A 26,765-nucleotide genomic window follows, 5' to 3' on the forward strand; every position below is an offset into this window, starting at 1 on the left:
GGGGCCTCCCTAGTGCGCGGCCGGGCGGGGGTCTAGGTGCCGCAGAAGGTGCGGGTCACGCGTTCGTCCGCGCTGGCGGGGTGGCGGTAGGGGGCGTTGGCCTCGGTCTCGACCCAAGGATCGGCGAGGACGGCATGGAGCGCGTGGAACGGCGCGTCGTCGCCCCGTTGCGCCGCGCGGATCGCCGCTTCCACCTGGTGGTTGCGCGGGATGATCGCGGGGTTGGCGCGCGCCATGGCGGCGGAATCGGGGTCCGTCGCCTGCCAGCGGACGAACCAGTCGTCGAAGGCGTCCCGGTCGGTGAACTGATCGCGGGCGGTCTCCGGCGCCACGGCCAGCGCGCGGAAGGTGTTCGTGAAATCGGCCTGACCCGTGGCCATGATCGCCAGCAGTTCCATCGCGAGGCTCATGTCCGGGGTGCCGACCTTCGCCGTCATCACCTGCGTCCATGCGTCGGCATAGAGGTCATGAAACCCCTCCAGCGCCGAGGTCGCCTCGGCCACCGCCGCCGTCCGCTCGCCCATCAGGGGCAGGAGCGCGGTCGCCAGCTGCGCGAGGTTCCACAGCGCGATGTCGGGCTGCTTCGACCAGGCATATCGGCCGAACTGGTCGATGCTGCTGAAGACGGTATCGGGGTGATAGGCTTCCATGAACGCGCAGGGGCCGTAGTCGATGGTCTCGCCAGAGATCGTCATGTTGTCCGTATTCATGACGCCATGCACGAAGCCGAGGCCCATCCATTGCGCGATGAGTTTGGCCTGGACGTCCATCACGTGCCGCAGAAGGCCCATCGGGCCGTCGGCATCCGGGGCATGGCGCGCAATCGCATAGTCCAGCAGGCGCTTGAGGGCATCGGTGTCGTCGCGCGCCGCGAAGACCTGGAAGGTGCCGACGCGAATATGGCTCGCCGCGACGCGGGTCAGGACGGCGCCGGGCAGCGGGCCTTCCTGGCGCAGGACCGTCTCGCCGGTCCGGACGGCGGCCAACGCGCGGGTCGTCGGCACGCCCAGCGCATGCATCGCCTCGGACAGGAGGTATTCACGGATCACCGGGCCGATCGCCGCGCGGCCATCCCCCATGCGGCTATAGGGCGTGGGCCCGCTGCCCTTGAGCTGGATATCGACCCGCCGCCCGTCCGCGACATGCTCGCCCAGAAGGATCGCGCGCCCGTCACCCAGCTGCGGCGACCAGCCGCCGAACTGGTGTCCGGCATAGAGCTGGGCCAGCGGATCGGCGCCCTCGGGGACACGGTTGCCGGCAAAGATCTCGGGGGCCGCACGCAGGGCCGAGACGTCGAGCCCCAGCTCGCCCGCCAGTCCCTCGTTCAGCGCGATCCAGGACGGGGCCGCGACCGGCGTCGGCGCCATCTTTGTGTGGAACCGGTCGGGGAGGCGGGCGTAGCTGTTGTCGAACGCGAACATCTCTTCATCCTCTGGCCACAAATACCTCGGGGGGTGCGGGGGGCTGGCCCCCCGCCGCTCAGAGCCGGGCGAGCCGGGTGGTCAACAAATCGTAGAACCCGTCCGCGTCGATGCCGCCGATGAAAGTCGCATTCGGCGCGCGGTCGGTGACCCGCCACCAGTCGGCCACCGTCATGCCGCGCGTCAGCGGGCTGTCGACCTCGATCTCGACATTGATCTCGCGCCCCGAGAAGAGGTCGGGCCGCAAAAGCCACGCGATCACACAAGGATCGTGGAGCGGCGCGCCCTCCGAGCCGTATTTCTCCTTGTCGAACCGCTCGAAGAAATCGGTCCAGGCGGCGACCATGTCGCCCACCCTGGTGCCCAGATCGCGGAACGCCTGCACCCGCGCCGCCGTGGTCAGCGCCTTGTGCGTCACGTCGAGCGGCAGGACCGTGATCGGGATGCCCGATGCGAACACGTCGCGGGCGGCCTCGGGGTCGACATAGATGTTGAACTCGGCGGCGGGCGTGATGTTGCCCACCTCGAAATAGGCCCCGCCCATCAGGACGATCCGCGCGATCCGGTCGGCGATATCGGGCGCGCGGGCGAGGGCGGTGGCGATATTCGTCAGCGGCCCGAGGGGGCAGAGCGTGACGCTGCCCGCGGGCTCGGCGCGGAGCGTCTCGATGATGAAGCCGACCCCGTCCTCGGACGTCAGCGGCATCTCGGGCTCGGGCAGATGCGGGCCGTCGAGGCCAGTCTTGCCGTGGACATGCTCGGCGGTCACGAGGTCGCGCGCCAGCGGTCGGTCGCATCCGGCATGGACGGGAATATCGCGGCGCCCGGCCAACTCGCAGACGATCCGCGCGTTCTTGGCGGTCAGCGCCAGCGGCACGTTGCCCGCGACGGCGGTGATTCCGAGCACGTGGAGTTCGGGCGAGGCGAGGGCCAGCAGGATGGCGACGGCGTCGTCCTGTCCGGGATCGGTGTCGATGATGATCTTCTGGGTCATGGCCTCAGGTAGAGGACGGCGCGCGCCGGTTGTCCAGCGCGCGCCGCCCGCCTGTCCGATCAGCCGTCGAAATCGACCTCCTCGACCAGGCGCAGGGCTTCGGCCCGGTGGCTGGCAATCGCGGTCAGATCGGTCGTGTCGGCCTCGAGCGCGCCCCAGCCCGCGACGAGGTCCGAGGGCGACGCGTCGGGCGATGCGGGGTATTCATGGACCACGTTGGCATAGATCTCCTGCGCTTCGGGCGACGAGAGATATTCCATGAAGGCCAGCGCCTCGGCCTCGTTGGCGGCTCCGTTGACCATGGCCACGCCCGAGATGTTCACATGCGATCCCTGACCGTCGGCGAAAGACGGAAAGTCGATGCGCACGGCATTCGCCCATTCTGACTGTTCCTCGTCCGCCAGCATCGCACCCATGTAGTAGGTGTTGCCCAGCGAGATGTCGCATTCGCCGGCCCAGATCGACTTGACCTGCGCGCGGTCGTTGCCTTCGGGCGATTTCGCGAGGTTCGCTTTCAGCCCTTCAAGCCAGGTCTTCGTGGCCTCGGCGCCGTTATGCTCGATCATCGCCGAGACGAGGCCGATCGTGTAGACATGCGTCCCCGAGCGGGTGCAGATGCGGCCCGACCAGATCGGATCGGCGAGCTGTTCGTAGGTCGTGATCTCGCCCGGTGCGACGCGGTCCTTCGAGGCATAGACGATCCGCGCCCGCGTGGTCAGGCCGAACCAGTGGCCCTCGTCGTCGCGCAGCGCATCGGGGATGTTGGCCTCGAGCACGTCCGAGGACACGGCCTGGGTGACGCCCGCCTCCTTGGCCTCGGCCAGCCGCGAGATGTCGACCGTGAAGAGAAGGTCCGCCGGCGAGCGCGGGCCCTCGGCCACCAGTCGCTCGGTGATGCCCTTATCGATGAAGACCACGTTGGCGGTGTGCCCCGTCGCCGCCTCGAAGCCGTCGACCAGCGGCTGGATCAGCTCGGGCTGACGATAGGAATAGACGTTGACCTCCCCCGCGAAGACCGGCGCGGCGACGGTCAGGGCAGTGGTGGCGAGAATGGCGTGGCGCAGCATCGCGGCCTCCTTGGTTGCATGGCCGCGACTATTTCCGACTAAATCTGTCGGGTCAATCCCGACTCTTCTTGTCGGATACTTTTTCCCGCGCTTTCGCCGCATCCCAAAGCGCGTCCATTTCGGCCAGATCGGACTGGGCCGGACTGCGCCCGTCGGCGGCCAACGCATCCTCGAGCGCCTCGAAACGCCGGATGAATTTGGCGTTCGCGGCGCGGAGGGCAGATTCGGGATCAACCTCAAGGTGGCGCGCGAGGTTCGCAACAACGAAGAGGAGGTCGCCCATCTCCTCCTCGATCTCGGCCGCCGTCGCCGTCTCGCGGGCCTCGACCAATTCCGCCGCCTCCTCGCGCAGCTTGTCGAGAACGGCGACCGTCTCGGGCCAGTCGAATCCGACCCGCGCCGCGCGGTTCTGTAGCTTCACCGCCCGCATCAGCGCGGGCAGGCCCATCGCCACGCCGTCCAGCGTGCGGCCCGACCGCTCGGCGGCCTTCGACGCCTCCCAATCCGCGACCTGCTGGGCGGCGGACTTGTCACGTTCGCCGTCGCCCCAGATATGCGGGTGCCGGTCGACCATCTTCTGCGCCACCCGCTCGGCGATGGAATGGAAGTCGAACCGGCCCGCCTCGGACCCCATCTCGGCGTGGTAGACGACCTGCAAGAGCAGATCGCCCAGCTCGCCCTCCAGCTCGTCCCACGCGCCCCGCTCGATCGCGTCCGCGACCTCGTAGGCTTCCTCGATGGTGTAGGACGCGATGGACGCGAAATCCTGCTCGATGTCCCACGGGCAACCGGTTTCGGGATCGCGCAGTCGAGTCATGATCGCCAGCAGGCGCGGCAGACCCCCGCCGGGCGTCGTGCAAAGGGTGTCGTCGGCCATTGGCATTCTCCGCTGTCGGGTGTTTCCTGCCCCGAGCCCCAGTCGGAGGACAAGCCCATGCCCGTCATCAACTCCATCGCCGCCCTGCAGCCCGAAATGCAGGAATGGCGCCGCTGGCTGCACCGCAATCCCGAGCTGCAGTTCGATCTCGAGAAGACGAGCGGGTTCGTGGCCGAGAAGTTGCGCGCCTTCGGCATCACCGAGATCCACGAGGGCATTGCGCAGACCGGCATCGTCGCGATCATCGAAGGTCAGGGGCCGGGGCCGACCATCGGGCTGCGCGCCGACATGGACGCGCTGCCGATCCCCGAGGCGACGGGCGTCGACCACGCCTCCGAGACGCCGGGCAAGATGCACGCCTGTGGCCATGACGGCCACACGACGATGCTGTTGGGCGCGGCGAAGTACCTCGCCGAGACGCGCAACTTCGCGGGGCGCGTCGCGCTGATCTTCCAGCCCGCAGAAGAAGGCGGCGGCGGCGGCGAGGTGATGGTGCAGGAGGGGATCATGGACCGCTTCGAGATCGAGCAGGTCTACGGCATCCACAACGCGCCGAACTTCGCCGAGGGCCAGTTCTTCACCACGCCGGGGCCGATCATGGCCGCTGTGGACACCTTCCATATCGACATCACCGGCAAGGGCGGTCACGGCGCCATGCCGCACGAGACGAAGGATCCGATCGTCGCGGCCCTCGGGATCGGCAACGCCATCCAGACCATCGTGTCGCGCAACCATTACGCGCTGGACGAGCTGGTCGTCTCGATCACCCAGATCCACACGGGCACGGCGGACAACATCGTGCCGGGCACCGCGTTCCTCGGTGGGACGGTGCGGACCTTCGATCCGGTCGTTCAGGACATGGTCGAGCGGCGGCTAGGCCAGATCGTGGCAGGACATGCCGAGGCCTATGACGTAGAGGCGACGCTCCGCTACGAGCGCGGCTATCCGGCGACCGTCAACGATGCCGAGCGCGCGGCCTTCGCCGCGAAGGTCGCCGCCGATGTCGTGGGCGAGGATGCCGTCACCGCGGACAATCCGCGCGAGATGGGGGCCGAGGATTTCAGCTACATGCTTGAGGCGCGGCCCGGCGCATACCTGTTCCTCGGGGCGGGCGACGGGCCGGTGCTCCACCACCCGGAATACGACTTCAACGACGAGATTTCGCCCATCGGCGCCAGCTTCTTCGCCCGCATGGTCGAGATCGCCCAGCCGGTCGGCTGACCGCGGCGCGCAGATCTGTTAACCTTCGGGGGGGGGGAGACCGCGATCCCCGGAGGAGTATCCGTATGCGTTTCCTAGCCATGTTCATGTTCTCGCTGGCCGTCGGATCGGCGGCGCAGGCCCAGCAACTCGACGTGCCGATCGTCCCCTATTGCGATCAGGCGACGAGCGAGGCGGCCTGTTCGGGCGTCTGCACGGTTCTCGGGCTCGATCCCAACGGCGACGGGTTTCTCGCGGTGCGCACCGGGCCGGGCACCCATTACCGGATGATCGACAAGCTGGTGAACAACCAGCGCGTCACGACGATCAACGGTCAGAACGGCTGGATCGGGATCGAGTATCCGGGCGGGCGCGGCTGGGCGCACGGCAACTGGCTGCGCAACTGCATCCCCTGATCCATCAATCGGGTGCGATCCGGCTCTCGCGCAGGCGGGCTTTCAGGCGGTCTGCGCTCCAGCCCGCGGCACGGTAGCTGGCCAGCGCGCGCGCGTCGTCGCGCTTGGCGAGGCGCCGGCCCTCCGCATCGCGCACGAGGTCGTGGTGGAGGTAGGCGGGCGTCGGCAGCCCGAGCAAGCCCTGGAGCGCGACGTGGATCGGCGTCGCCTCTTCGAGATCGGCACCGCGGGTGACGAGGTCGATGCCCTGTGCCGCGTCGTCCACGACAACGGCGAGGTGATAGCTCGTCCCGAAGTCGCGCCGCGCGAGGACGACGTCGCCGATGCCCGTGCGAAACGCGTCTGCCTCCACGGTCCGAAGCGCGCCCCGCTCGGTCCAGCAGAGGTCGCCCACCACCGCCGCGTCGAGCCTGAGCGCTACCCCTTGGGGGCGCGGTCCCGTCCGCGAGGCCCCCCGGCAGGTGCCCGGATAGACGATGCCGTCGGGCCCGGTCAGCGGCGCGCCCTCCTGCGGGGCGCTGGCCGCCGCCTGGATGTCGCGCCGATTGCAGGTGCAGGGATAAAGCAGGCCTCGCGACCAGAGAACGTCCAGCGCGGCCCCGTACGCCGCCATCCGGTCGGATTGCCGCATCACGGGCTCGGGCCAGTCGAGGCCCAGCCAGCGCAGGTCGTCGTAGATCGCCGCCTCCCATTCGGGGCGGGACCGCTGGCGGTCGATATCCTCGATGCGAAGCAGCATGTCGCCCGTATCGTCGGCCACCATCGCGGCCCAGGCATGGCCCAGATGCAGCGGTCCGGTGGGCGAAGGGGCGAAGCGGGTGCGTGTCACCCCAGCCTGCGCAGCAAATGCACGGTCGAGCCCTCGACGCCCGCCTGTCCGGGCAGATGCGGCCCGTGTTCCGCCGCGATCAGGCGGGCGCGTCCCTCGGCCTGCACATCGGCCAGGGCGTCGAGATAGGGCCGGGCCTGTAGCGTGGCGTCGTTATACGAGAACGCGAGGAGGGTGCCGGTGGTCATCGCCGCGACCAGCGCGCCCAGCGTCTCGGGCGGCGCGGCCCCGAGCGAGATGACGCCGGCCGCCCCGATCGCGGCATAGTCCGACAGGTCCGGGATCTCGCCCGGCGTGGCGGGGAAGAGGCGGCGATATATCCGCTTGGACTCGGCCTGCGCGCGCATTTCGGGCGTGATGTCGGTGCCGTCAATCGCGGCGAAGCCCTCGGCGGCCAGCGCCTCGCCCGAAAGACCCGTGCCGCAGCCGAAATCGAGGATCGGGGCGTCCCGCGCGGGCAGATGCGCCGCCAGCATCGCGGCCAGCCTGCGGGGCGTGGCATAGCCCGCTTCGGTCAGGTCCGCGTCATACCTGTCGGCCCATTGGGCATAGAGCGCGCGCGCTTCGTCGGGCGGGCGCGCGGTCCAAAGGCCGTGTCGGAGCTTGGCGTCGGTCATCCGCTCGAGCCTAGTGGCAGGACGATGCGCTGTCACCGCCGCCGTCGGTTCATTCCGCCGCTTCGCGCAGCCCCAGCCAAGCCGTCCAATTCGCCTTGGCGCGGTCGGTATAGAGCTTGTAGCGCGTGGCGCGGTTGCGCCGTCCGCCCCGCGCGTCCACCGGCGGGAAGAGCCCGAAATTGACGTTCATCGGCTGGAACGTCTTGGCATCCGCCCCGCCCGTGATGTGCCGGACCAGTGCGCCCATGGCGGTCGTGCCGGGCGCGGGGGGCAGCGTCTCGCCGCGCATCTCGGCCGCCGCCATCCGACCGGCCAGAAGGCCCATCGCGGCGCTCTCGACATAGCCCTCGACGCCGGTGATCTGGCCCGCGAAGCGAATATGCGGCTTCGAGCGGAGCCGCATCTCGGAATCGAGCAAGGTCGGCGAGTTGATGAACGTGTTGCGATGAATGCCGCCCAACCGCGCAAAGCTCGCATCCTGCAAGCCTGGAATCATAGCGAAAACAGACTTCTGCGCGCCGTACTTCATCTTGGTCTGAAATCCGACGATATTGTAGAGCGTGCCCAGCGCGTTGTCGCGACGCAGCTGGACGACGGCGTAGGCCTTGGTCTGCGGATCGTGCGGATTGGTCAGGCCGACGGGCTTCATCGGGCCGAAGCGCAGCGTCTCGCGGCCGCGCTCGGCCATCACCTCGATGGGAAGGCAGCCATCGAAATATCCGGCCGTCTCGCCCGGCTTGAACTCGGTCTTCTCTGCGGCGAGCAGCGCGTCGATGAACGCCTCGTAGGTGTCGCGGTCCATCGGACAGTTGATATAGGCCGTCCGCTCATCCTCGGTCTCGCCCTTGTCGTAGCGCGACTGGCGCCAGGCTTGTCCCATGTCGATCGTGTCGGCATGGACGATGGGCGCGATGGCATCGAAGAAGGCGAGGCTCTCCTGTCCGGCCTCGTCGGCGATGGACTGCGCCAGCGCGCTGCCGGTCAGGGGGCCGGTGGCGATGATCCAGTGGCCCGACGCGGGCAGGGCGGTCATCTCCTCGTCCACGATCTCGATCAGCGGGTGGGCCCTGAGGCGCGCGGTCACGGCCTCGGCGAACGGGTCGCGGTCGACGGCTAGCGCGCCACCGGCGGGCAGGCGGTGGGCGTCCGCCATCTCCATGATCAGGCCGCCCGCCGCCCGCATTTCCCAATGAAGAAGGCCCACGGCGTTCTGCTCGTCATCGTCCGAGCGGAACGAGTTCGAGCAAACCATCTCGGCCAGCGAACCGGTGCGATGTGCGAAGGTGCCGACCGTCGGCCGCATCTCGTGGATGGTGACGGGCACGCCCGCGGTCGCGGCCTGCCAAGCGGCCTCGGATCCGGCCATCCCGCCGCCGACGATGTGCAATCTGTCTGTCATGGCGCCCCGGATAGACCCTTCGGCCCGCGGGTGGAAGGCCGTCAGGCGCCGCAGAACCATTCGACCACGGACCGCAAGGTGGCGTCGCCGTGCCGCGTCTCGTGATAGGCGATCCAGAGTTCGCCGGAGATGGCGTTGTCCGGAAGGTCGGCCAGCACGATCTCGTCCGTTTCCTCGGCCATGAAATCGGGCAAGACGCCCGGCAGGCCCGTCGCCTGAATCATGTCGAGCATCATCGGCATCTCGTCGACCCGGTAGGTCGGCGAGGTGTTCGCATCCTTGTAGATCTCGCGCACCAGATCGGCGTCCGGATACCGCTGCGACAGGCCGATCCACTGACCGTCGAGCACGTGGTCGCGCCCGTGATAGACGGATAGGTTGTAGTCGCGGAACTTGCGCGCTTTCAGCCGTCCGCCCTCGGGCCGTCCGATGCGGACCTGGATGTCGGCTTCGCCCAGTCCTTGCGAATAGACCTTGTCGGTCAGCGTGAGGCGCACGTTCGGCAGGTCATGGGCCATCGTCCTGGTGCGGGGCAGGACGTAATGGTGATGCACCGCGGGGGGTGCCGCGATCTCGATCCCGACCGGTGTGTTGCCGTCGCCCGCCTTCATCTTCGCCATCGCGCCGCGCAGCTTCTGCTCGATCTCCTCGCCGATCTCGGCCAGCCGCTTGGCGGATTCAGTCGCGACGAAGGCCTGACCCCGCTTCTCGAAAAGCGGCACGCCCAACTCCTGGCTAACCCGTTCGATCCGGCGCGACACGGTGGCGACGTTGGTGTCGAGAAAGCGAGCCGCGGCAGACATGGTCCCGTGCCGCGTCATGGAGAGAACGAATTTGAGATCGTCCCAGTTGTCCAAGCTCATGCCGATCTCCCGCTAGTGCTGAATTCTAGCGGGTCAAGGAAACGCTTTCCATTGCAATTGCGGCGTTGCGCGCCCGATGCGGCGTCAGGCCGCACCGCCGTCGCCATCCTCCACGACGGGGCCGTCGACCACGTCGACCTCGGGCGCATCCTCGTCACCCTGGTCGGCGATCCGCGCGACCGAGACGACCTTCTCGCCCTTGCGGGTGTCGAAGACCTTCACGCCGCCCGCGCTGCGCGAGCGGAAGCTGATGCCGTCGATCGGGGTGCGGATGGATTGCCCGGTCGAGGTCGCGAGCATGAGCTGGTCGTCCATCTCGACGGGGAAGGCCGCGACGATGGGGCCGCCGCGCGCCGCCTTGTCCTGCGCGCTGACGCCCATGCCGCCGCGCCCGCGCACGGGGTAGTCGTGGCTGGACGACAGCTTGCCCGCGCCGCCTTCGGTGATCGTCACGATCAGGTCCTCGGCCGCCGACATCTCGGCGTAGCGCTCGGTGGAGAAGTTGGGATCGGCCGGGGCCTCCTCCTCCTCGGCATCGGCATCGTCGCCGAGGCCCGCCATCGCGCGGCGCATCTTGAGGTATGCCGTCCGTTCCTCGGAGGTCGCGTCGAAATGCCGGATGACGGCCATCGAGACGACCGCGTCATCCTCGCCCAGACGGATGCCGCGCACGCCGGTCGAGGCGCGCGAATTGAAGACCCGCACATCCGTCGACGAGAAGCGGATCGCGCGGCCCGAGCGGGTCACGAGCATCACGTCGTCATCGGCGGACGCGATGCGCGCGTTGATCATGCGCCAGCCCTCGGTTTCGCCCTCGAACTTCATGGCGATTTTGCCGTTGCGCATGACGTTGGCGAAATCCGAAAGGCGGTTGCGCCGCACGGTGCCCCGGTCGGTGGCAAAGACGACCTGCAACTCGTCCCAGTGGTCCTCGTCGCGGTCGATGGGCAGGATCGCGGCGATGCCGGTTCCCGTCTCGATGGGCAACAGGTTCACGAGCGCCTTGCCCTTGGCCGTGCGACCGCCCTGCGGCAGGCGCCAGGTCTTGAGCTTGTAGACCATCCCGTCGGTCGTGAAGAACAGAAGCGGCGTGTGCGTGTTGGCCACGAAGAGCGTCGTGACGACGTCGTCTTCCTTGGTGGCCATCCCGCCCAGACCCTTGCCGCCGCGTCGTTGGGCGCGGAAATCGGCCAGCGGGGTGCGCTTGGCGTATCCGCTCGCGGTGATGGTGACGACCATGTCCTCGCGCTCGATGAGGTCCTCGTCCTCCATGTCGCCGGACCAGTCGGTGATCTCGGTGCGGCGATCGACGGCGAACTGCGTGCGAACCTCGCGCAATTCGTCCGAGATGATCGTCAGGATGCGGGCCCGGCTGCCGAGGATGTCGAGGTAATCCTTGATCTTCTCGGCCAGCGCCTCGAGCTCGTCGGTGACTTCCTTGACGCCAAGTTGGGTGAGGCGTTGCAGCCGCAATTCGAGGATCGCGCGGGCCTGACGTTCGGACAGGTTATAGGTGCCGTCGTCGTTCGCCTTGTGGGTCGGGTCGTCGATCAGCTCGATATAGGGCAGGATGTCGCCCGCGGGCCACCGGCGCTCCATCAGCTTCTGGCGCGCATCGGCCGCATCGGCCGACGCCCGGATGGTCGCGACCACCTCGTCCACGTTGCTGACCGCCACGGCGAGACCGCAAAGCACGTGCGACCGGTCCCGCGCCTCGTTCAGAAGATAGGCCGTGCGGCGGGCGATCACCTCTTCGCGGAAGTCGAGGAACGAGGTCAGGAACCGGCGCAGGGTGAGCTGTTCGGGGCGGCCGCCGTTCAGCGCCAGCATGTTGCAGGCAAAGGACGTCTGCATCGGTGTGAAGCGGAAAAGCTGGTTCAGTACGACCTCGGCCGTCGCGTCGCGCTTCAGCTCGACCACCACGCGGACGCCGACCCGGTCACTTTCGTCCTGCACATGGGCGATGCCCTCGATCCGCTTGTCCTTGGCGGCCTCGGCGATCTTCTCGATCATCGTGGCCTTGTTCACCTGGTACGGAATCTCGTCGAGAACGATGGCGTAGCGGTCCTTGCGGATCTCCTCGACCCGCGTCTTGGCGCGGACGATGACGCTGCCGCGCCCTTCGAGATAGGCCTTCCGGATGCCCGTGCGCCCGAGGATGATGCCACCGGTGGGGAAGTCCGGCCCCGGCACGATCTCCATCAACGCTTCATCCGAGGCGTCCGGCGTTTCGATCAGATGCAGACAGGCGTCGATCACCTCGCCCAGGTTGTGGGGCGGGATGTTGGTCGCCATGCCGACCGCGATGCCGCCCGCGCCGTTGACCAGCATGTTCGGGAAGCGCGCCGGCAGGACCGACGGCTCCATGTCCTTGCCGTCGTAGTTCGGGACGAAATCGACCGTGTCCTTGTCGATATCGGCCAGCAGCGCGGCTGCCGGTTTGTCCATACGGACCTCGGTATAGCGCATGGCGGCCGCGTTATCGCCGTCCATCGAGCCGAAATTTCCCTGTCCATCGAGCAGCGGCAGCGACATCGAGAAGTCCTGCGCCATCCGCACCAGCGCCTCGTAGATCGCGCTATCGCCATGCGGGTGGTACTTGCCCATGACATCGCCCACCGGGCGCGCGGACTTGCGGTAGGACTTGTCGTGCGTGTTCCCTGTCTCGTGCATCGCGTAGAGGATGCGGCGGTGCACCGGCTTCAGACCGTCGCGCAAATCGGGGATCGCGCGGCTGACGATGACCGACATCGCGTAGTCGAGGAACGAGGTCCGCATCTCGTCGATGATCGACACCTGCGGGCCGTCATGATGCATCGGCACGCGGGGGGTCTCGTCTTCGCCGTTGGGCGGGGTCGTCTCGTCGCTCATGCAGGTCTCCGACGGGGCGCGCCCCGGTCAATATCTAGTCTGCGATCTCTGTATCACCCCCTCGATATGGGCTCAACGACCTGTTGCGCCAAGTCCTTGCAGCCGTCCGTTGCGAGTGCCAACGCCCCGTTTTCATTGATCGTCAGCCTTTGCGTGGCAGGCTCGGTCGCAGGAGGTGACGCCCATGGCCGCCAGACCCGCGCCCGAGACCCGTTCCGAGACCGAACTGATGCTTGCCGGCTACGGCCTCACAACGGCCGAGATGTATTACCACATGCCCGACCATCCGCATGTGCTGAACACCTTCATCTGGCAGGACTACGACCTCGCGCCGGATCATCCCCGCCTTTTCCGGTTCATCGAATTCTGGGGGCAGGAGATCGAGGGCCCGCTCCATTCGGTCCGCTTCGCGCATCGCAAGATGATCGCGCCGGGCGAATGGCGGAACGTGACCGGGGAATTCACGCTTCACTGACCCCGACGGCGCGGTTGACGCTCAGCGCAGGGAGCGCGCCCGCGCGGCCATCAGCCAGACCACCACGAGGCCCGCCGACAGGACGAAATTCCAGCCCGCCATCGTCAGCCCCAGTTGCCAGACGATATCGTCGCACATCACCAACGTCTCGGGGATGTCGGTGCTCAGGAGGTCGCCGCCGCTGAGCCCGCCCAGCGCATCGCCGCCGCCGGTGCAGGAGGACGGACCCTCCCACCAGCCCTGCTCGACGCCCGCGTGATAGGCCCCGATCCCCGAGGTGACCGCCGCTGCCGCCGCCCCGACGAGGGCCATCGCGCGGGGCATCACCCCCGCGAGCGCCACGAGGCCGATCAGGATCGCCGCCGCGTGGGGCCAGCGTTGCCACAGGCACATCGCGCAGGGCGCGTAGCCCAGCGCCTGAAACACGAAGGCCCCGCCGAGGAGCCCGACATGACCCAGCATGGCATAGGCGATGAGACGTCTCACAGAACCCTCAGCAGCAGGAAGCCCCCGAGGAGGAGGGCGATGGCAAGTGTGAACATAAGGCCGAGGCGGCGCTCGATGAAGTCCCGCACCGGCGGCCCGAACTTCCACAGAAGGCCGGCGACGATGAAGAACCGCAGGCCCCGCGCCACGATGGACGAGACGATGAAGACCGGGATCGACAGGCCCGTCGCGCCCGAAAGGATCGTGATGACCTTGAACGGAAAGGGCGTGATACCCGCGATCAGAACGGCCCATGCGCCCCAGTCGTTGTAGCGCGCGGTGAAGCCGTCGAAGCTGTCGGCCTTGCCCAGCGCGGTCAGCACCGGCTCGCCGATCGTCTCGAAGGCCAGCGCCCCGATCGCGTAACCCAGAAGCGCGCCCAGGACGCTGGCGATGGTGCAGACGGCGGCGATGCGGAAGGCGCGATGGGGGGCCGCGATCACCATCGGAATCAGCAGCACGTCGGGCGGGATCGGGAAGACCGAGCTTTCGATGAAGCTGACCGCCGCGAGCACCCAGAGCGCGTGGCGATGGGCGGCCCAGTGCAGGGTCCAGTCATAGAGGGCGCGCAGCATGTCGGGGCGGTCCCATGGAACCCCGGCGGGGTCAAGTTAGATTGTCTTCTGCACAACCGACACGGGAGTCCGATCATGCGGTGGAGAGGCCGGCGCGGAAGCGCCAATATCGAGGACCGTCGGGGACGGCGTGGGGGCGGCCGGGCCGCGGTCGGTGGCATCGGCGGATTCGGACTGATCGCCGTCCTCCTGATCGGCTGGTTCTTCGGCATCGACGTCACGCCGTTCCTGTCGGGCGGGGGCGGCGGCTTCCAGACCTCGGCCCCCGCGGGCGAAAGCCGTCCGCTGACCGAAGCCGAGCAGCAGGAGGGGCAGTTCGTGTCCGTCGTGCTGGCCGATACCGAGGAGGTCTGGGCCGAGATTTTCCGCGATCAGGTCGGCCAACCCTACGATCCCGCGACGCTGGTGCTCTTCAGCCAGGTGACGCAATCGCCCTGCGGCGGTGCGTCGGGCGCGACCGGCCCGTTCTATTGCCCGGCGGACGAGAAGGCATATCTCGACACAGCCTTCTTCACCACGCTGGAGCGGCAACTCGGGGCGCGGGGCGACTTCGCCGCCGCTTATGTCGTCGCCCATGAGATCGCGCATCACGTCCAGAACGAGCTGGGGATCCTGAGCCAGGCCAATGCGATCCGGGCGCAGTCCTCGACCGAGCAATCGAACGCCATCTCGGTCCGGATCGAGCTTCAGGCCGATTGCTACAGCGGGATCTGGGCGCGCTATGCGCAGGCCCGCTTCGGCGCGATCGAGCCGGGTGACCTCGAGGAGGCGGTGAACGCCGCGCGCGAGATCGGGGACGACACGCTCCAACGCGAGGCGGGCCGCGTGCCGCGGCCCCACACCTTCACCCACGGCACCTCCGAGCAGCGCGCGCGCTGGTTCATGACCGGCTACCAGACCGGGGACATGACGGCCTGCGATACGTTCTCGGCCGACCGGCTGTGATTGACGGCGCCGGGCCGCAGGCGTAAGCGCGGCCCGGCTGCCCGTGTGGCGGAATTGGTAGACGCAGGGGATTCAAAATCCCCCGCCGCGAGGCTTGTCGGTTCGAGTCCGACCACGGGTACCAAAGGCAGCAGCGCGACAGGCGCAGTGAACGATTCGTCCAAACATGGTTAATCGTCGCCGTTCCGGAGACAGCGTTCATGACGTTGCGTCGCGCATTCCGAAACAGAGCAGTTCCGGGGCGCCATTATTTTGACACATTCCGTCACAAATCGGGAAACGAGGCGCTTACCGAGCCTCGCGGTGGAAGATCGCCAACCGGGGCGCTCCGACCCTTGACAGGAGGCGTTCGAGCCTTGTGGCGCAGGGTCGGCCGACCCCGCGGCGCAAATGTTAACGTTTCCGCTCGGGCAACTCGATCGCGGCACAATCAGGGCCCCTCCGACATTTTCGTTTCGTGATAAAGGTTAACGCCAACGGGCTTGCCCGGATTGTGCCCTATTGCCTTGGAGTGCGGCGAACGATCCGTTAAGACAAAGGAACGCCCGACTGGGGGGCGATGTCTGCTGACCGTTGGGGCGGTCACACGAGCTGAGGGTCCGGGGTACGGATTCGGCACGAATGCGCGGATGTGTGCCGATCGGTGCACATCGCAGGTCCGATCGGGCCCGCGCTCTGTGCCGCCGTGTCGCTCTCGACACCCGCTCGTGTGCCGTCGCCGCCGTTTCCGTCAGCGCATCGTTCCTCCGAGGGCCGGTAACGTAACCGACCACGGAGATGCCGTCGTGACATTCGATCTGCCCGTCGCCCGCCATCGCGGCCTCAGTCGCCCGCGCTCCGTGTCCGTCCGCCATCCGTTTATTGTTTGCCGAAATGCCGCGCGGCGTCCGCGCCACGGCGCGGCATAGGGGAGTCAATGCCATGACCACGACAATCGATTTCAATTCCTTCTCGGCCGGCACGATCATCAACGATCAGCTCGATGGCGTCACCGTCACCTCGGGCAACGGGCACAACCCGCCGATGATCTTCGACACGGCCCACCCGACCGGCGGCGATTACGACCTGGCGACCAGCAACCTGGGCAAGGTCCTGATCCTGTCCGAGGACGGCGACAGCCACGATCCCGACGACGAGGCCCATGGCGGCATGCTGACCTTCGACTTCGACGGCGAGGTCGACATGCATTCGATCACCGTGCTCGACGCCGACGAGCCGATTTGGATCAAGCTCTACGACGAACATGGCAACTTCATCCGCCAATATGACGTGACCACCGCCAATGGCGGCCAGAAGGTCGTGCATCTCGACACCGCGGGCGTCGGCAAGATGGTCGTCAAGTTCGACGGCTCGGGCGCGGTGGACAATATCGTCTATGACGCCGGGCAGGGCGATGGCGTGGTCAACGGCACCGCGGCGGGCGAACTGATCGACACGACATATGTGGATGCGCAGGGCGACCGCGTCGACGCCAACGACGCGATCGGCGTGGCCGGCACGACCGGAAACGAGGACCTGATCCTGGCGGGCGGCGGACACGACACCGTCTACGCGGGCGAGGCGGACGACATCGTCTTCGGCGGGACCGGCAACGACAAGATTTTCGGCGAGGCCGGGGATGACACGCTGAACGGCGAAGACGGCTGCGACACGATCGAAGGCGGTGCGGGCGACGACCTGATCGACGGCGGTGCACATGGTGATGCGCTCCATGGCGGCGATGGTGCGGACACGATCCTCGGCGGGTCGGGCAACGACCAGCTGAGCGGTGGCGCGGGCCATAACGTGCTCGACGGCGGGTCCGGCCGGGACACGATCTTCGGCGGCGACGATGCCGATACCATCGACGGCGGCACCGGCGACGACAAGATCGAGGGCCGCGGCGGCGCCGACAGCATCGAGGGCGGCGCGGGCGACGACCTGATCACGGGCTACGACGCCACGTCGATCAAGACCGGCGACACCTCGGTTGCCAGCGACGACGGCGCGGCCGACACGATCGACGGCGGTGCCGGAAACGACACCATCCTCGGCGGCAAGGGCGACGATGTCCTGTCGGGCGGCGCGGGCGATGACGTCATCGACGGCGGCAAGGATGACGACCTGATCTTCGGCGATACCGGCGGCACCAAGGGCGCGCCGATCTGCGGTGCGCGCGAAAGCTTCAACTGGTCCCACGCGCATGGCTACGGCGACGAGGTGGCGCGCGACAGCCTCACCCAGGACACGGGCGAGGTCACCGTCTCGTTCACGACCACCAAGGAGGTCGGAACGGTCCGCAACCAGTTCGAGACCGACGACCAGAACGTCGCCGGCATCGACAGCGGCAGCGAGACGATCAACGACAATTCGTCCTTCGGGTCGATCATCCGGGACGACGAGTTCGCGGCGCAATACGCCTTCGACTATTCCGGTCCCGTCTGCGATGTATCTTTCAACATCAATGACATCGATGGTGACGGCAAGGTCACGGTCGTGGCCTACGACGCCGACGGCAAGCCCGTGCCCGTCACCCTGACGGGCGGCTCGAACCTGACCGTCGCGGGCGGCATGGCCAGCTCGAACGGCGGCTACCAGCCCGACAGCTCGGACGACTACTCGGTCACGGTCGACATCGCGGGCCCGGTCAGCCGGATCGAGATCCTGCACGAGATGACCGGTGACGCCGATTCCGGCATCAACATCACCGACGTGTTCCACGCACCCGTCATCGGCTTCGAGGACCCGACCGGCATCGCGGGCGACGACCTTCTGACGGGCGGCGACGGCGCCGACACGATCTTCGGCGAGGCCGGGGACGACACCATCATCGGCGGCGCGGGGCAGGACGAGCTCTTCGGCGGCGACGACCGCGACACGTTCATCTCGGTGACCCCCGGCGACGTCATCGACGGCAACGAGGGCGGCGACGACTTCGACACGCTGGACCTGACCGGCGTGGACGCGATCGTCGAGTTCGACCCCGACAATGCCGAGAATGGCACGATCTTCTTCACGGGCCCCGACGGCAAGCCGACCGGCGAGACCGCCAGCTTCGTCAATATCGAGAACGTCATAGGCGGCGTCGTCCGCGACGGTATCGTCGAGGGCACCGAGGATGGCGACCTGATCGACGTCGATTACACCGGCGACCCCGATGGCGATCTCGTCGACAATGACGATGCGCTGCTTCCGGGCGAGGTCGGCGATGACGACATCATCCTGGCCGGCGGTGGCAACGACACCATCCTCGCCGGAGACGGCGATGACGAAATCGACGCGGGCGACGGCGACGACAGCGTCGAGGCCGGGATCGGCGACGACCTGATCGAAGGCGGCGCGGGCAACGACACGATCCTGGGCGAAGAGGGCGACGACACGCTGCTCGGCGGTCTCGGCGATGACAGCCTTTCGGGCGGTGACGGCAACGACTCGATCCGCGGCCTGAGCGGCGAGGACACGCTGGACGGCGGCGACGGCGACGACACGCTGCGCTCCGGCGCGGACGGCGACTCGGTCATCGGCGGGCTCGGCAACGATCTCATCACCGGCAATGGCGGCGCGGACACGATCGACGCGGGCGTCATCGGCTCGCCCGATCTGGGCTATCCCGGCCTCTTCCCGTCGGATGACGACCCGAACGACGATCGCGACAACGTCGAAGGGCGTGGCGGCGACGACTGGATCTCGACCGGCGACGATGACGACACGATCAATGGCGGCTCGGGCCGCGACACGATCGACGGTGGCTTCGACCGCGACCTGATCGACGGCGACGACGGCAATGACTTCATCATCGGCGGCGAGGGGTCGGATACGATCCTCGGCGGGTCTGGCAATGACACGATCTACGCGGGCTTCGGACCCGGCGCGCCGGACGCGCTGAACATCCCCGATGACCGGGATCTGGTGCAGGACAACGGTCGCGACGTGGTCGATGGCGGGATCGGGGACGACCTGATCTTCGGCGCCGACGACGATGACAGCCTGTCGGGCGGCGAGGGCAACGATACGCTCTTCGGCGAGATCGACGAGGACACGCTCGACGGCGGTGCCGGCGATGACAGCCTCGACGGCGGTGACGGGGACGACTCGATCATCGGCGGCACCGGCAACGACACGATCGTCGGCGGCGACGGGCTCGACTCGCTCTCGGGCGGGGATGATCGCGACGTGTTCCTCGGCGGCAATGGCGGCGACACGGTCGATGGCGGCGCCGGTGGCGACGACTTCGACACGCTGGACCTGACCGGCGCGGGGGTCGACCGGGTGGAATACACCTCGGCCGACCGCGAGGACGGCACCGTCTTCTTCGACGACGGCACCACGCTCGGCTTCACCGAGATCGAGAACGTCGTGCCCTGCTTCACGCCCGGCACCCTGATCGCCACGCCGCGGGGCGAGGTTCCGGTCGAATCGCTGAGCGTCGGCGACCGGATCATCACCCGCGACAACGGCATTCAGGTCGTGCGCTGGATCGGGTCGCGCACCATGGAGGCGGCCGAGCTGAAGACCGATGGCACGCTGCGCCCGGTCCTGATCCGTGCGGGGGCCTTGGGTCACGGTCTGCCCGAGCGGGACATGAAGGTCTCGCCGCAGCACCGGATGCTGATCGCGAATGACGAGACGATGCTCTATTTCGACGAGCGCGAAGTCCTGATCGCGGCCAAGCACCTGGTCGGCCGACCCGGCATCGAGCGCGCCGAACCCGAGGACACGACCTACATCCACGTGATGTTCGACAATCACGAGGTCATCCTTTCCGACGGCGCCTGGACCGAGAGCTTCCAGCCCGGCGACCAGACGCTCAAGGGCCTGGGCGAACCGCAGCGCGAGGAGATCTTCGCGATCTTCCCGGAATTGCGCGGCCACGAGGGCCGGGTCGCCTATGTGGCGGCCCGTCGGATGCTCAAGCGCAAGGAAGCGGAGCTTCTGGTCCGCTGATTCACGATCGTATCGACCGGGGCCACGGCCCGCGGATCGAGGCCAAGGGGCGCGGGTGACTGCGCCCCTTCGCGTTTGTATCGCCCGGCATCCGTGATATCCGCTGCTGGATCACAATGATGGGGGCCCGGATGCGGCGCTGGCATTTCTACGTCATGGGGGCGATCGCCCTCGTCTACGGCCTCCTCGCGATGGCGGAATACGTCTTCGTGGCCTACGGGATGCGCATGGGCTGGATGGCGCTCTACTCGGACGCGCAGATCGCGTGGCTCAGCTCGATTCCCGGCTGGGTCCACGGGGTGTGGGGCGCGCATGTCACGCTGGCACTCGTGGGCGCGCTCTGCCTGCTCGCGCATCTGCGCCCGGCGGTCTGGATGCTGGCCTTCGCCTTCCTCACGCTGGTCGTGCTCTATGTCTGGATGCTGGTCATGGCCGAGCCGTCGGTCATCGCGATGGCGGGCGGCGGCACGACGGCTTGGCTGGCACTCGGCGGCGTCCTGCTCCTGTCCTTCCTGATCTACCTCTATGCGCGGCAGGAAAAGCAGGTCGGCGAAGTCCTCTGATCGGGTGGACCGCCACCGGCCCGGCTGCTAGTCCAACCCGACTGTAACGCTCGGGTATTTGGGTGACGACGCAACTCCGCCTTGAGGCCAAGGGCCTGACCCGCACCCTTGGGGGTCGGAACGTCGTCGACGGGATCGATCTGTCGGTCGCGGCCGGGCGCGTCACATGTCTGCTGGGACCGTCGGGCTGCGGCAAGTCGACGACGCTGCGTATCATCGCGGGCGTCGATCGACAGGATGCGGGCACCGTCACGCTGAACGGACGCCTGGTGGCCGACGATCACGTCCATGTCCCGCCCGAGCGGCGCGGCGTCGGCCTGATGTTCCAGGATTTCGCGCTCTTCCCGCATCTCAACGTCACCGACAACATCGCCTTCGGCCTGCCGCGCGGCGCCGCCACCGGCCAGCGTGTGACCGAGCTTCTGCGGCGCATCGATCTTGCGGGCTATGGCGATCTGCATCCGCACCAGCTTTCGGGCGGCGAGCAACAGCGCGTCGCGCTGGCCCGTGCTCTGGCGCCCCGGCCCGACATCATGCTGATGGACGAGCCGTTCTCGGGGCTCGACAACCGGTTGCGCGACGAGATCCGCGATGCGACCCTCGCGATGCTCAAGGAGGAGGGGACGGCCGTCCTCTTGGTGACGCATGAGCCGGACGAGGCCATGCGCATGGCCGATGAGATCGCGTTGATGCGCCATGGGCGCATCGTGCAGCGCGCCGCGCCGTACAACCTCTACAACACGCCCGCCGACCGGGATGCGGCAGCGTTCTTCAGCGATATCAACATCCTGCACGGCGAAGTGAACGGGGCACTGACGCAGACGCCCTTCGGTCAGTTCCTGGCACCCGGCCTGCCGGATGGCACGGCGGTCGAGATCGTCTTCCGCCCGCAGCATGTCCGGCTGGATTTCGACCGGGGCGGTCGCGGACCCGCGCCTACGTCGACCGAAGGCGTGCCCGCGCGCGGCCTCGTGCAGCGGGCGCGGTTCATGGGCAAGGAAAGCCTGATCGAATTCCTGATGGATGACGGCAGCACGGTGGTGACCGCGACGGTACCGGCGGTGTTCCTGCCAAAGCCGGGGACCGTGCTCTGGCTATCCATCCGCCGGGATCGGTGTTTCGTCTTCCCGGAGACCTGAGGTCCCGACGCGCGAAAGCCGCCCCCGGGGCGGGGGGCGGCGCGGATCGCGAGAGGCAGAGGGGAGTGGCGGTCAGCCGCCCCAGGTGCGGACAACGCCGCAATCGACATGGGTGAAATTTGAGCCCGAATACTTGCCGACGCCTCCGGCACCGCAGCTCGCCGCCGCGCGGGCGACCTGGCGCACGGAGCGCGAGGACAGGCGAAGATCGGCGGCCTGGCCCTGCAGGTGCAGCGAGTTCCGCGCCACGCCACGCGACCGCGCGCGCAGGGCCCGGTTCGTCGCCGGCGAGCGATAGCCCGACAAAAGAAGGAACGGCTCGGACGCGTCCACGAGGTTGTGGGTTGCCGCGATGATGTCGAGGGTGCGGTTGTCGATCTGCTTCACTTCGTTCCGACGCCAGTCGCGGAAGAAGAAGTTGATCTCGTTCATGGCGTCGCGGACGTAATTGCCCTCGATCCAGTAGATCGTGTCCATGCTCTCGCCCGTCCGGGCGTTGTGCATCTTGATGCGTCGGATATCGCCGCCGCCGCGCAGGAAGCCTGCGGCATTCGAGTAGGTGGGTGCTGCGGTGATCGCCGTTGCGGCGAAAGCCCCGAGCAGCCCACGACGAGAAATCGTGGAAGTCCGGCCCGATAGATCGGTCATGTGTGTCTTGCCCCGTTCACTGTTCGCGATCGACGTTGCGATCACTTCTGCCTCATCCCCATGTGACGAGACGGATGTGGCATAAGTTTGGCGATTCCCCGAATCGCGCACCGCGGCCGGAGACAATTGCGCGGAAATCCGCCAATTCGCGAACGTGATGGAACTCGTCCGCATCTGTTGCACCCGAGCCTACACGCCAAGAATTGGCAAAACGTGAATGGACTCGCAATTCCTTGACGTTAGGGTCGTCGGGACTGCCGAAGGACCGCATCATGATACCGAAAATCTCCGCCCTGGCCGCGGCGCTGATCCTCGCGGCGTCGCCCGTCGTCGCGAAGCCGCTGGTGACGCCGCTGCAGCAGGCGGTGGCGCAGGCCGCGTCCGAGGACGACGCCATCGCGGCCTTTTACCGGTCGCGGAACTTCACGCCGATCTGGATGGGCGAAGGGGCCGAGACGCGTCGCGCCGCCTTCCTCTGGGCATTGGACGCCGCGGGCGATCACGGTCTGCCGACCGGTCGCTACGATGCGGCCACGATCCGCAGCGATTTCGCCGCCGCCCGCACCGGGGCCGATCGCGGCGCGCTCGAGGTCGAGATGACGCGCCGCTTCCTGCGCTACGCCCAGGATGTCAGCTCGGGGATCCTCGATCCCCGCCAGGTCGACCGCTCGATCGTGGTCGAGGTGCCCAAGCGCGACTGGCTCGAACAGATCACCGCCTTCACCGAGGGCGATCCCTTCGCCTTCGTCCAGAGCCTCTGGCCGACCTCGCCCGCCTATACGCGCCTCCTCCGCGAGAAGCTGCGTCTGGAAGAGGCGCGTCGCGCGGGCGGATGGGGCGCCACTGTGCCGGGCGGCACGCTGGCGCTCGGCGCGCAGGGGCCCGCCGTCGTGGCGCTCCGCAACCGCCTGATCCGCATGGGCTACCTGCGGCGCTCGGCCGTGTCCGGTTTCGACGAGGCCATGGCCTCCGCCATCCGCGCCTTCCAGGTCGATCATGGCCTGACCCCGGACGGCGAAGCGGGGGGCGCGACGCTGGCGGCGATCAACGTGCCGCTCGAAGACCGGATGGCGCAGATCGTCGTCGGGCTGGAGCGGCAGCGCTGGATGAACAAGCCGCTGGAGCAGCGCCACATCCTCGTGAACCTCGCTGAACAGCATGCCTACGTTGTCGATGACGGCAAGGTCACCTTCGACACGGTCGTCGTCGTGGGTGCCGACACGCCCGACCGCCGCACCCCCGAATTCAGCCATACGATGACTCATATGGTCATCAATCCGTACTGGCATGTCCCGCGTTCGATCACGGTGAACGAGTACCTGCCGGCCCTGCGCCGGGGCGGAGCCCGTCACCTGGAGGTCTATTCGCGCAACGGCCGCGTCAATCGGAACGCGATCAACTTCAGCCGCTACACCGCACAGAACTTCCCCTACAGCCTCAAGCAGCCGCCGGGGCCGCGCAACGCGCTCGGGCGGGTGAAGTTCATGTTCCCCAACAAGTACAACATCTACCTGCACGACACTCCGTCGCGCAGCCTCTTCGCCCGCGACGTGCGGACCTTCAGCCATGGCTGCGTCCGCGTCGGTCGCCCGCTCGAGCTGGCCTACCACCTGCTCACCCCGCAGGAGGCGGATCCCCGCGGCCATTTCAACGGCATCCTCGCCAGCGGGCGCGAACGGAGGGTCAACCTCGAGGAGCCGATCGGCGTCCACCTCGTCTACTGGTCCGCCTGGGTCACGCCGACCGGGCGCGCCAACTATCGCGGCGATCCCTACGGACGTGACGTAGGGGTGCTGCGCGCGCTGCGCGAGGCCGGGGTGGAACTGAGCGCCGGGCGGAGTTAAGTCCCCGCCGGGGCACGCCGCTCCGAGGGCCGAAGATGTTCACCCTGCAAGAGATCGCGGACACGCTGGGCCGCCCCGTCCTCGGTGACGGGACGCTCCGTCTGCGGCGCGCGTCCGAACCCTCGGCGGCCGGGCCGGACGATCTCGCGCTGGCGATGTCGCCCGCCTATGTGGACGCGCTGACCGCCGGGGCCGCCCGCGCCGCCATCCTCTGGGACGGGGCGGACTGGGTCGCGATGGGCCTCGACGGCGCAGTGACCGTCCCGCGCGCGCGGCTGGCGATGGCCGGCATCACCGCCGCGCTCGACCCCGGACCGCAGATGACCGAAGGAATCCATCCCTCGGCCGTCATCGACCCCGCGGCGGAGATCGGGGCCGATGCCGCCATCGGCCCCTTCGTCGCGATCGGGCCGGGCGTCCGCATCGGCGCGCGGGCCAGCCTCGGGGCCGGCACCGTGATCGGCGCGGAGGCCACTATCGGCGATGATGCCCTGATCCATCCGCGCGTGGTCGTGGGATCCCGCGTGACCATAGGCCAGCGCATCGTGATCCAGCCCGGCGCGGTAATCGGCGGCGACGGCTTCAGCTTCGTGACCGAGCACGAGAACGGCGTCGAGCGCGCGCGTCGCAGCCTGGGCGACCAGGGCGAGATCGTGCCGCAGCCGTGGATCCGCATCCATTCGCTGGGTGCCGTGACCATCGGTGACGACGTCGAAATCGGGTCGAACGCCACCATCGACAAAGGTACCGTGGCCGACACGACCATCGGGTCCGGCACCAAGATCGATAATCTCGTGCATATCGGGCACAACAACCTCATCGGGCGCGACTGCCTGATCTGCGGGCAGGTCGGCATGGCCGGGGGCAGCACCGTGGGCGACCGCGTCGTGCTCGCCGGGCAGGTCGGCGTGAACGACAACATCGAGATCGGCGACGACGTGGTCGCCGGCGGGGCCACCAAGATCTTCACGCGGGTCAAGGCCGGCAACGTGATCCTCGGCTATCCGGGCACCGCGATGGAGACGAACATGGCGATGTACAAGGCGCTGCGTCGTCTGCCGAGGCTCGGCGAACAGGTGGCCGAGCTTCGCAAGACCGTCACCGCACTTGTCCAGAAGGGTCGCGATGACTGACCTACGGTCCCGCATCCACGCCATCCTCGCCGAACAGGCGATGATTGATGTCGCCGACGTCTCCGACGACCAGTCGCTTGCCGATCTCGGGATCGACTCCATGGGTGTGGTCGAGGCGATCTTCGCTATCGAGGAGGCGTTCGACATCCAAGTGCCGTTCAATGCCAACGCGCCAGAGGCGAGCGCATTCGACGTCTCGTCCGTCGGGGCCGTCGTCGCGGCGGTCGCCCGGCTGGTGGAAACGCAACACGCATGAGGCGCGTCGTCATCACCGGCGCGGGCACGGTGAATGCGCTCGGCTCGGATGTGGATGCGACGCTGGCGGCGATGCGGGACGGGCGCTCGGCCATCGGTCCGCTCGACATCCGAGACGTCGCGCGCCTGTCGGTGACCGTCGGCGCGCAGGTCCGCGACCACGACGAGACGGCGCTCTTCGATCGCAGCGAATTGGCACTCTATGACCGCTACACCCAGTTCGCGCTCCGCGCCGGAGCCGAGGCCGTGGCGCAGGCCGGGCTTCAGCTGACCGAAGCCGAGAGCTTGCGCGCGGGGGTCGTGCTCGGGACCTCGGGCGGCGGGCTGAACACGCAGGATGACAATTACCGCGCGGTCTACGAGGGCGGCAAGAACCGCGTCCATCCCTTCGTCGTGCCGCGCCTGATGAACAACGCCGCCGCCGCGCATCTTTCGATGCGGCACGGATTGCGCGGGCCGTCCTTCACGGTCTCGACCGCCTGCGCGTCGTCGAACCATGCCATCGGGCAGGCCGCCCAGATGATCCGGAGCGGCGGCGCGGACGTAATGCTCGCAGGCGGCGCCGAGGCGATGCTCTGCTTTGGTGGCATCAAGGCGTGGGAGGGCTTGCGCGTTCTCGCGCGCGACACCTGCCGCCCCTTCTGTGCCACGCGCACCGGTATGGTGCAGGGTGAGGGGGCAGGGGTCTTCGTCCTCGAGGAACGCGACAGGGCCATGGCGCGCGGCGCGTTGATCCTGGCCGAGATCGCGGGCTTCGCGATGACCTCGGACGCGGCCGACATCGTGCAACCCTCTCAGGACGGGGCCGAGCGGGCGATGCGCGGCGCGTTGGCGGATGCGCGGCTGGAACCTGATACCGTCGGCTATATCAATGCGCATGGCACCGGGACGGCAGCCAACGACCGCATCGAGAGTGCCGCGATCGGCGCGGTCTTCGCGGGCGCGCCGCCACCGATCTCCTCGACCAAGGCAATGCACGGCCACTGCATCGGCGCGACGGGGGCGATCGAATTGCTGGCCTGCATCATGGCGCTGCGCGACGGCGTGCTGGCACCCACGGCCAACTGGTCGACACGCGACCCGGATTGCCCCTGGGATTACATCCCCGGCGAGGCCCGGGACGCGCGCGTGACCGCCTGCCTCTCGAACGCGTTCGCCTTCGGCGGAATGAACGCCACACTGGCGCTGACGGCCCCCTGAACGAAACCGGGCGGCCCCTTGGGAC

The 26,765-nt window shown here is 67.9% G+C and carries 23 protein-coding genes and 1 tRNA gene; 12 read left to right on the top strand and 12 right to left on the bottom strand.

Annotated elements, in window-relative coordinates; genetic code table 11:
- Nucleotides 1-32: 32 nt before the first annotated feature.
- From Q0833_RS06905 to mazG, 4 genes are read right to left on the bottom strand one after another with little or no spacing between them, the layout of a single operon-like run.
- On the bottom strand, nt 33-1,421 hold the full coding sequence (locus Q0833_RS06905) for a YdiU family protein (protein ID WP_298431612.1): 1,389 nt from the start codon (nt 1,419-1,421) through the stop codon (nt 33-35).
- A gap of 58 nt (nt 1,422-1,479) precedes the next feature.
- Nucleotides 1,480-2,415: a nucleoside hydrolase gene (locus Q0833_RS06910; RefSeq protein WP_298431614.1), complete on the bottom strand. Its 936-nt coding sequence runs from the start codon at nt 2,413-2,415 to the stop codon at nt 1,480-1,482.
- 59 nt (nt 2,416-2,474) lie between these two features.
- Nucleotides 2,475-3,482: an extracellular solute-binding protein gene (locus tag Q0833_RS06915; RefSeq protein WP_298431617.1), complete on the bottom strand. Its 1,008-nt coding sequence runs from the start codon at nt 3,480-3,482 to the stop codon at nt 2,475-2,477.
- 52 nt (nt 3,483-3,534) lie between these two features.
- Nucleotides 3,535-4,359: a nucleoside triphosphate pyrophosphohydrolase gene (gene mazG / locus Q0833_RS06920; protein ID WP_298431620.1), complete on the bottom strand. Its 825-nt coding sequence runs from the start codon at nt 4,357-4,359 to the stop codon at nt 3,535-3,537.
- Nucleotides 4,360-4,416: 57 nt separating this feature from the next.
- On the opposite strand from mazG, the gene Q0833_RS06925 reads away from it, so the two are divergent.
- Both Q0833_RS06925 and Q0833_RS06930 read left to right on the top strand, forming a co-directional pair.
- Complete coding sequence (locus tag Q0833_RS06925) at nt 4,417-5,580, top strand: M20 aminoacylase family protein (RefSeq protein ID WP_298431623.1); 1,164 nt, start codon at nt 4,417-4,419, stop codon at nt 5,578-5,580.
- Nucleotides 5,581-5,645: 65 nt separating this feature from the next.
- Complete coding sequence (locus tag Q0833_RS06930) at nt 5,646-5,975, top strand: SH3 domain-containing protein (protein WP_298431626.1); 330 nt, start codon at nt 5,646-5,648, stop codon at nt 5,973-5,975.
- Between the two features lie 4 nt (nt 5,976-5,979).
- On the opposite strand, the gene gluQRS is transcribed toward Q0833_RS06930, so the two are convergent.
- The 5 genes from gluQRS to gyrA all read right to left on the bottom strand — a co-directional run bounded on the left by gluQRS (nt 5,980) and on the right by gyrA (nt 12,554).
- On the bottom strand, nt 5,980-6,804 hold the full coding sequence (gene gluQRS, locus Q0833_RS06935; RefSeq protein ID WP_298431629.1) for a tRNA glutamyl-Q(34) synthetase GluQRS: 825 nt from the start codon (nt 6,802-6,804) through the stop codon (nt 5,980-5,982).
- A complete protein-coding gene (locus Q0833_RS06940) occupies nt 6,801-7,421 on the bottom strand; it encodes a methyltransferase domain-containing protein (protein WP_298431632.1) in 621 nt (206 codons plus the stop codon). The genes gluQRS and Q0833_RS06940 overlap by 4 nt, the downstream gene beginning before the upstream one ends.
- A 49-nt stretch (nt 7,422-7,470) precedes the next feature.
- Nucleotides 7,471-8,820 (bottom strand): methylenetetrahydrofolate--tRNA-(uracil(54)-C(5))-methyltransferase (FADH(2)-oxidizing) TrmFO, encoded by a 1,350-nt coding sequence (gene trmFO, locus Q0833_RS06945; protein WP_298431636.1) that lies wholly within the window; start codon nt 8,818-8,820, stop codon nt 7,471-7,473.
- A gap of 41 nt (nt 8,821-8,861) precedes the next feature.
- Nucleotides 8,862-9,683: a LysR family transcriptional regulator gene (locus Q0833_RS06950; RefSeq protein ID WP_298431638.1), complete on the bottom strand. Its 822-nt coding sequence runs from the start codon at nt 9,681-9,683 to the stop codon at nt 8,862-8,864.
- A gap of 84 nt (nt 9,684-9,767) precedes the next feature.
- Nucleotides 9,768-12,554: a DNA gyrase subunit A gene (gyrA, locus tag Q0833_RS06955; RefSeq protein WP_298431642.1), complete on the bottom strand. Its 2,787-nt coding sequence runs from the start codon at nt 12,552-12,554 to the stop codon at nt 9,768-9,770.
- A gap of 184 nt (nt 12,555-12,738) precedes the next feature.
- Here gyrA and Q0833_RS06960 point away from each other — a divergent pair, with 184 nt between their 5' ends.
- Nucleotides 12,739-13,029 carry an usg protein gene (locus Q0833_RS06960; RefSeq protein ID WP_298431645.1) on the top strand — a complete coding sequence of 97 codons (291 nt, stop codon included), beginning with the start codon at nt 12,739-12,741 and terminating at the stop codon, nt 13,027-13,029.
- 21 nt (nt 13,030-13,050) lie between these two features.
- Here Q0833_RS06960 and Q0833_RS06965 read toward each other — a convergent pair whose 3' ends face one another.
- Both Q0833_RS06965 and Q0833_RS06970 read right to left on the bottom strand, forming a co-directional pair.
- On the bottom strand, nt 13,051-13,515 hold the full coding sequence (locus Q0833_RS06965; protein ID WP_298431648.1) for a disulfide bond formation protein B: 465 nt from the start codon (nt 13,513-13,515) through the stop codon (nt 13,051-13,053).
- Nucleotides 13,512-14,090: a YqaA family protein gene (locus tag Q0833_RS06970; protein ID WP_298431651.1), complete on the bottom strand. Its 579-nt coding sequence runs from the start codon at nt 14,088-14,090 to the stop codon at nt 13,512-13,514. Before Q0833_RS06970 ends, Q0833_RS06965 begins: the two co-directional genes overlap by 4 nt.
- Nucleotides 14,091-14,165: 75 nt before the next feature.
- On the opposite strand from Q0833_RS06970, the gene Q0833_RS06975 reads away from it, so the two are divergent.
- The 5 genes from Q0833_RS06975 (at nt 14,166) to Q0833_RS06995 (ending at nt 21,660) form a co-directional block, all read left to right on the top strand.
- A complete protein-coding gene (locus Q0833_RS06975; RefSeq protein WP_298431655.1) occupies nt 14,166-15,035 on the top strand; it encodes a neutral zinc metallopeptidase in 870 nt (289 codons plus the stop codon).
- Between the two features lie 39 nt (nt 15,036-15,074).
- Nucleotides 15,075-15,159 (top strand) — tRNA-Leu (locus Q0833_RS06980).
- A 797-nt stretch (nt 15,160-15,956) separates the two neighbouring features.
- Nucleotides 15,957-19,958, top strand: coding sequence for a Hint domain-containing protein (locus Q0833_RS06985; protein ID WP_298431658.1), 4,002 nt, complete (start codon nt 15,957-15,959; stop codon nt 19,956-19,958).
- Between the two features lie 116 nt (nt 19,959-20,074).
- Nucleotides 20,075-20,521, top strand: a complete 447-nt coding sequence (locus tag Q0833_RS06990) for a hypothetical protein (RefSeq protein ID WP_298431661.1) — start codon at nt 20,075-20,077, stop codon at nt 20,519-20,521.
- 62 nt (nt 20,522-20,583) lie between these two features.
- On the top strand, nt 20,584-21,660 hold the full coding sequence (locus Q0833_RS06995) for an ABC transporter ATP-binding protein (RefSeq protein ID WP_298431664.1): 1,077 nt from the start codon (nt 20,584-20,586) through the stop codon (nt 21,658-21,660).
- 72 nt (nt 21,661-21,732) lie between these two features.
- Here Q0833_RS06995 and Q0833_RS07000 read toward each other — a convergent pair whose 3' ends face one another.
- On the bottom strand, nt 21,733-22,308 hold the full coding sequence (locus Q0833_RS07000) for a DUF882 domain-containing protein (protein ID WP_298431667.1): 576 nt from the start codon (nt 22,306-22,308) through the stop codon (nt 21,733-21,735).
- A gap of 272 nt (nt 22,309-22,580) precedes the next feature.
- Here Q0833_RS07000 and Q0833_RS07005 point away from each other — a divergent pair, with 272 nt between their 5' ends.
- Genes Q0833_RS07005 through Q0833_RS07020 form a run of 4 tightly spaced genes read left to right on the top strand, consistent with a single transcriptional unit; the run spans nt 22,581 to nt 26,740 of the window.
- Nucleotides 22,581-24,152: a L,D-transpeptidase family protein gene (locus Q0833_RS07005; RefSeq protein WP_298431670.1), complete on the top strand. Its 1,572-nt coding sequence runs from the start codon at nt 22,581-22,583 to the stop codon at nt 24,150-24,152.
- A gap of 35 nt (nt 24,153-24,187) precedes the next feature.
- Complete coding sequence (gene lpxD / locus Q0833_RS07010) at nt 24,188-25,285, top strand: UDP-3-O-(3-hydroxymyristoyl)glucosamine N-acyltransferase (protein ID WP_298431673.1); 1,098 nt, start codon at nt 24,188-24,190, stop codon at nt 25,283-25,285.
- Nucleotides 25,278-25,541, top strand: a complete 264-nt coding sequence (locus Q0833_RS07015; protein ID WP_298431676.1) for an acyl carrier protein — start codon at nt 25,278-25,280, stop codon at nt 25,539-25,541. Before lpxD ends, Q0833_RS07015 begins: the two co-directional genes overlap by 8 nt.
- On the top strand, nt 25,538-26,740 hold the full coding sequence (locus Q0833_RS07020; RefSeq protein WP_298431679.1) for a beta-ketoacyl synthase: 1,203 nt from the start codon (nt 25,538-25,540) through the stop codon (nt 26,738-26,740). Before Q0833_RS07015 ends, Q0833_RS07020 begins: the two co-directional genes overlap by 4 nt.
- Nucleotides 26,741-26,765: the final 25 nt, after the last annotated feature.

Source organism: uncultured Jannaschia sp., from assembly GCF_947503795.1.
In the GTDB taxonomy this organism is placed as follows: Bacteria; Pseudomonadota; Alphaproteobacteria; order Rhodobacterales; family Rhodobacteraceae; genus Jannaschia.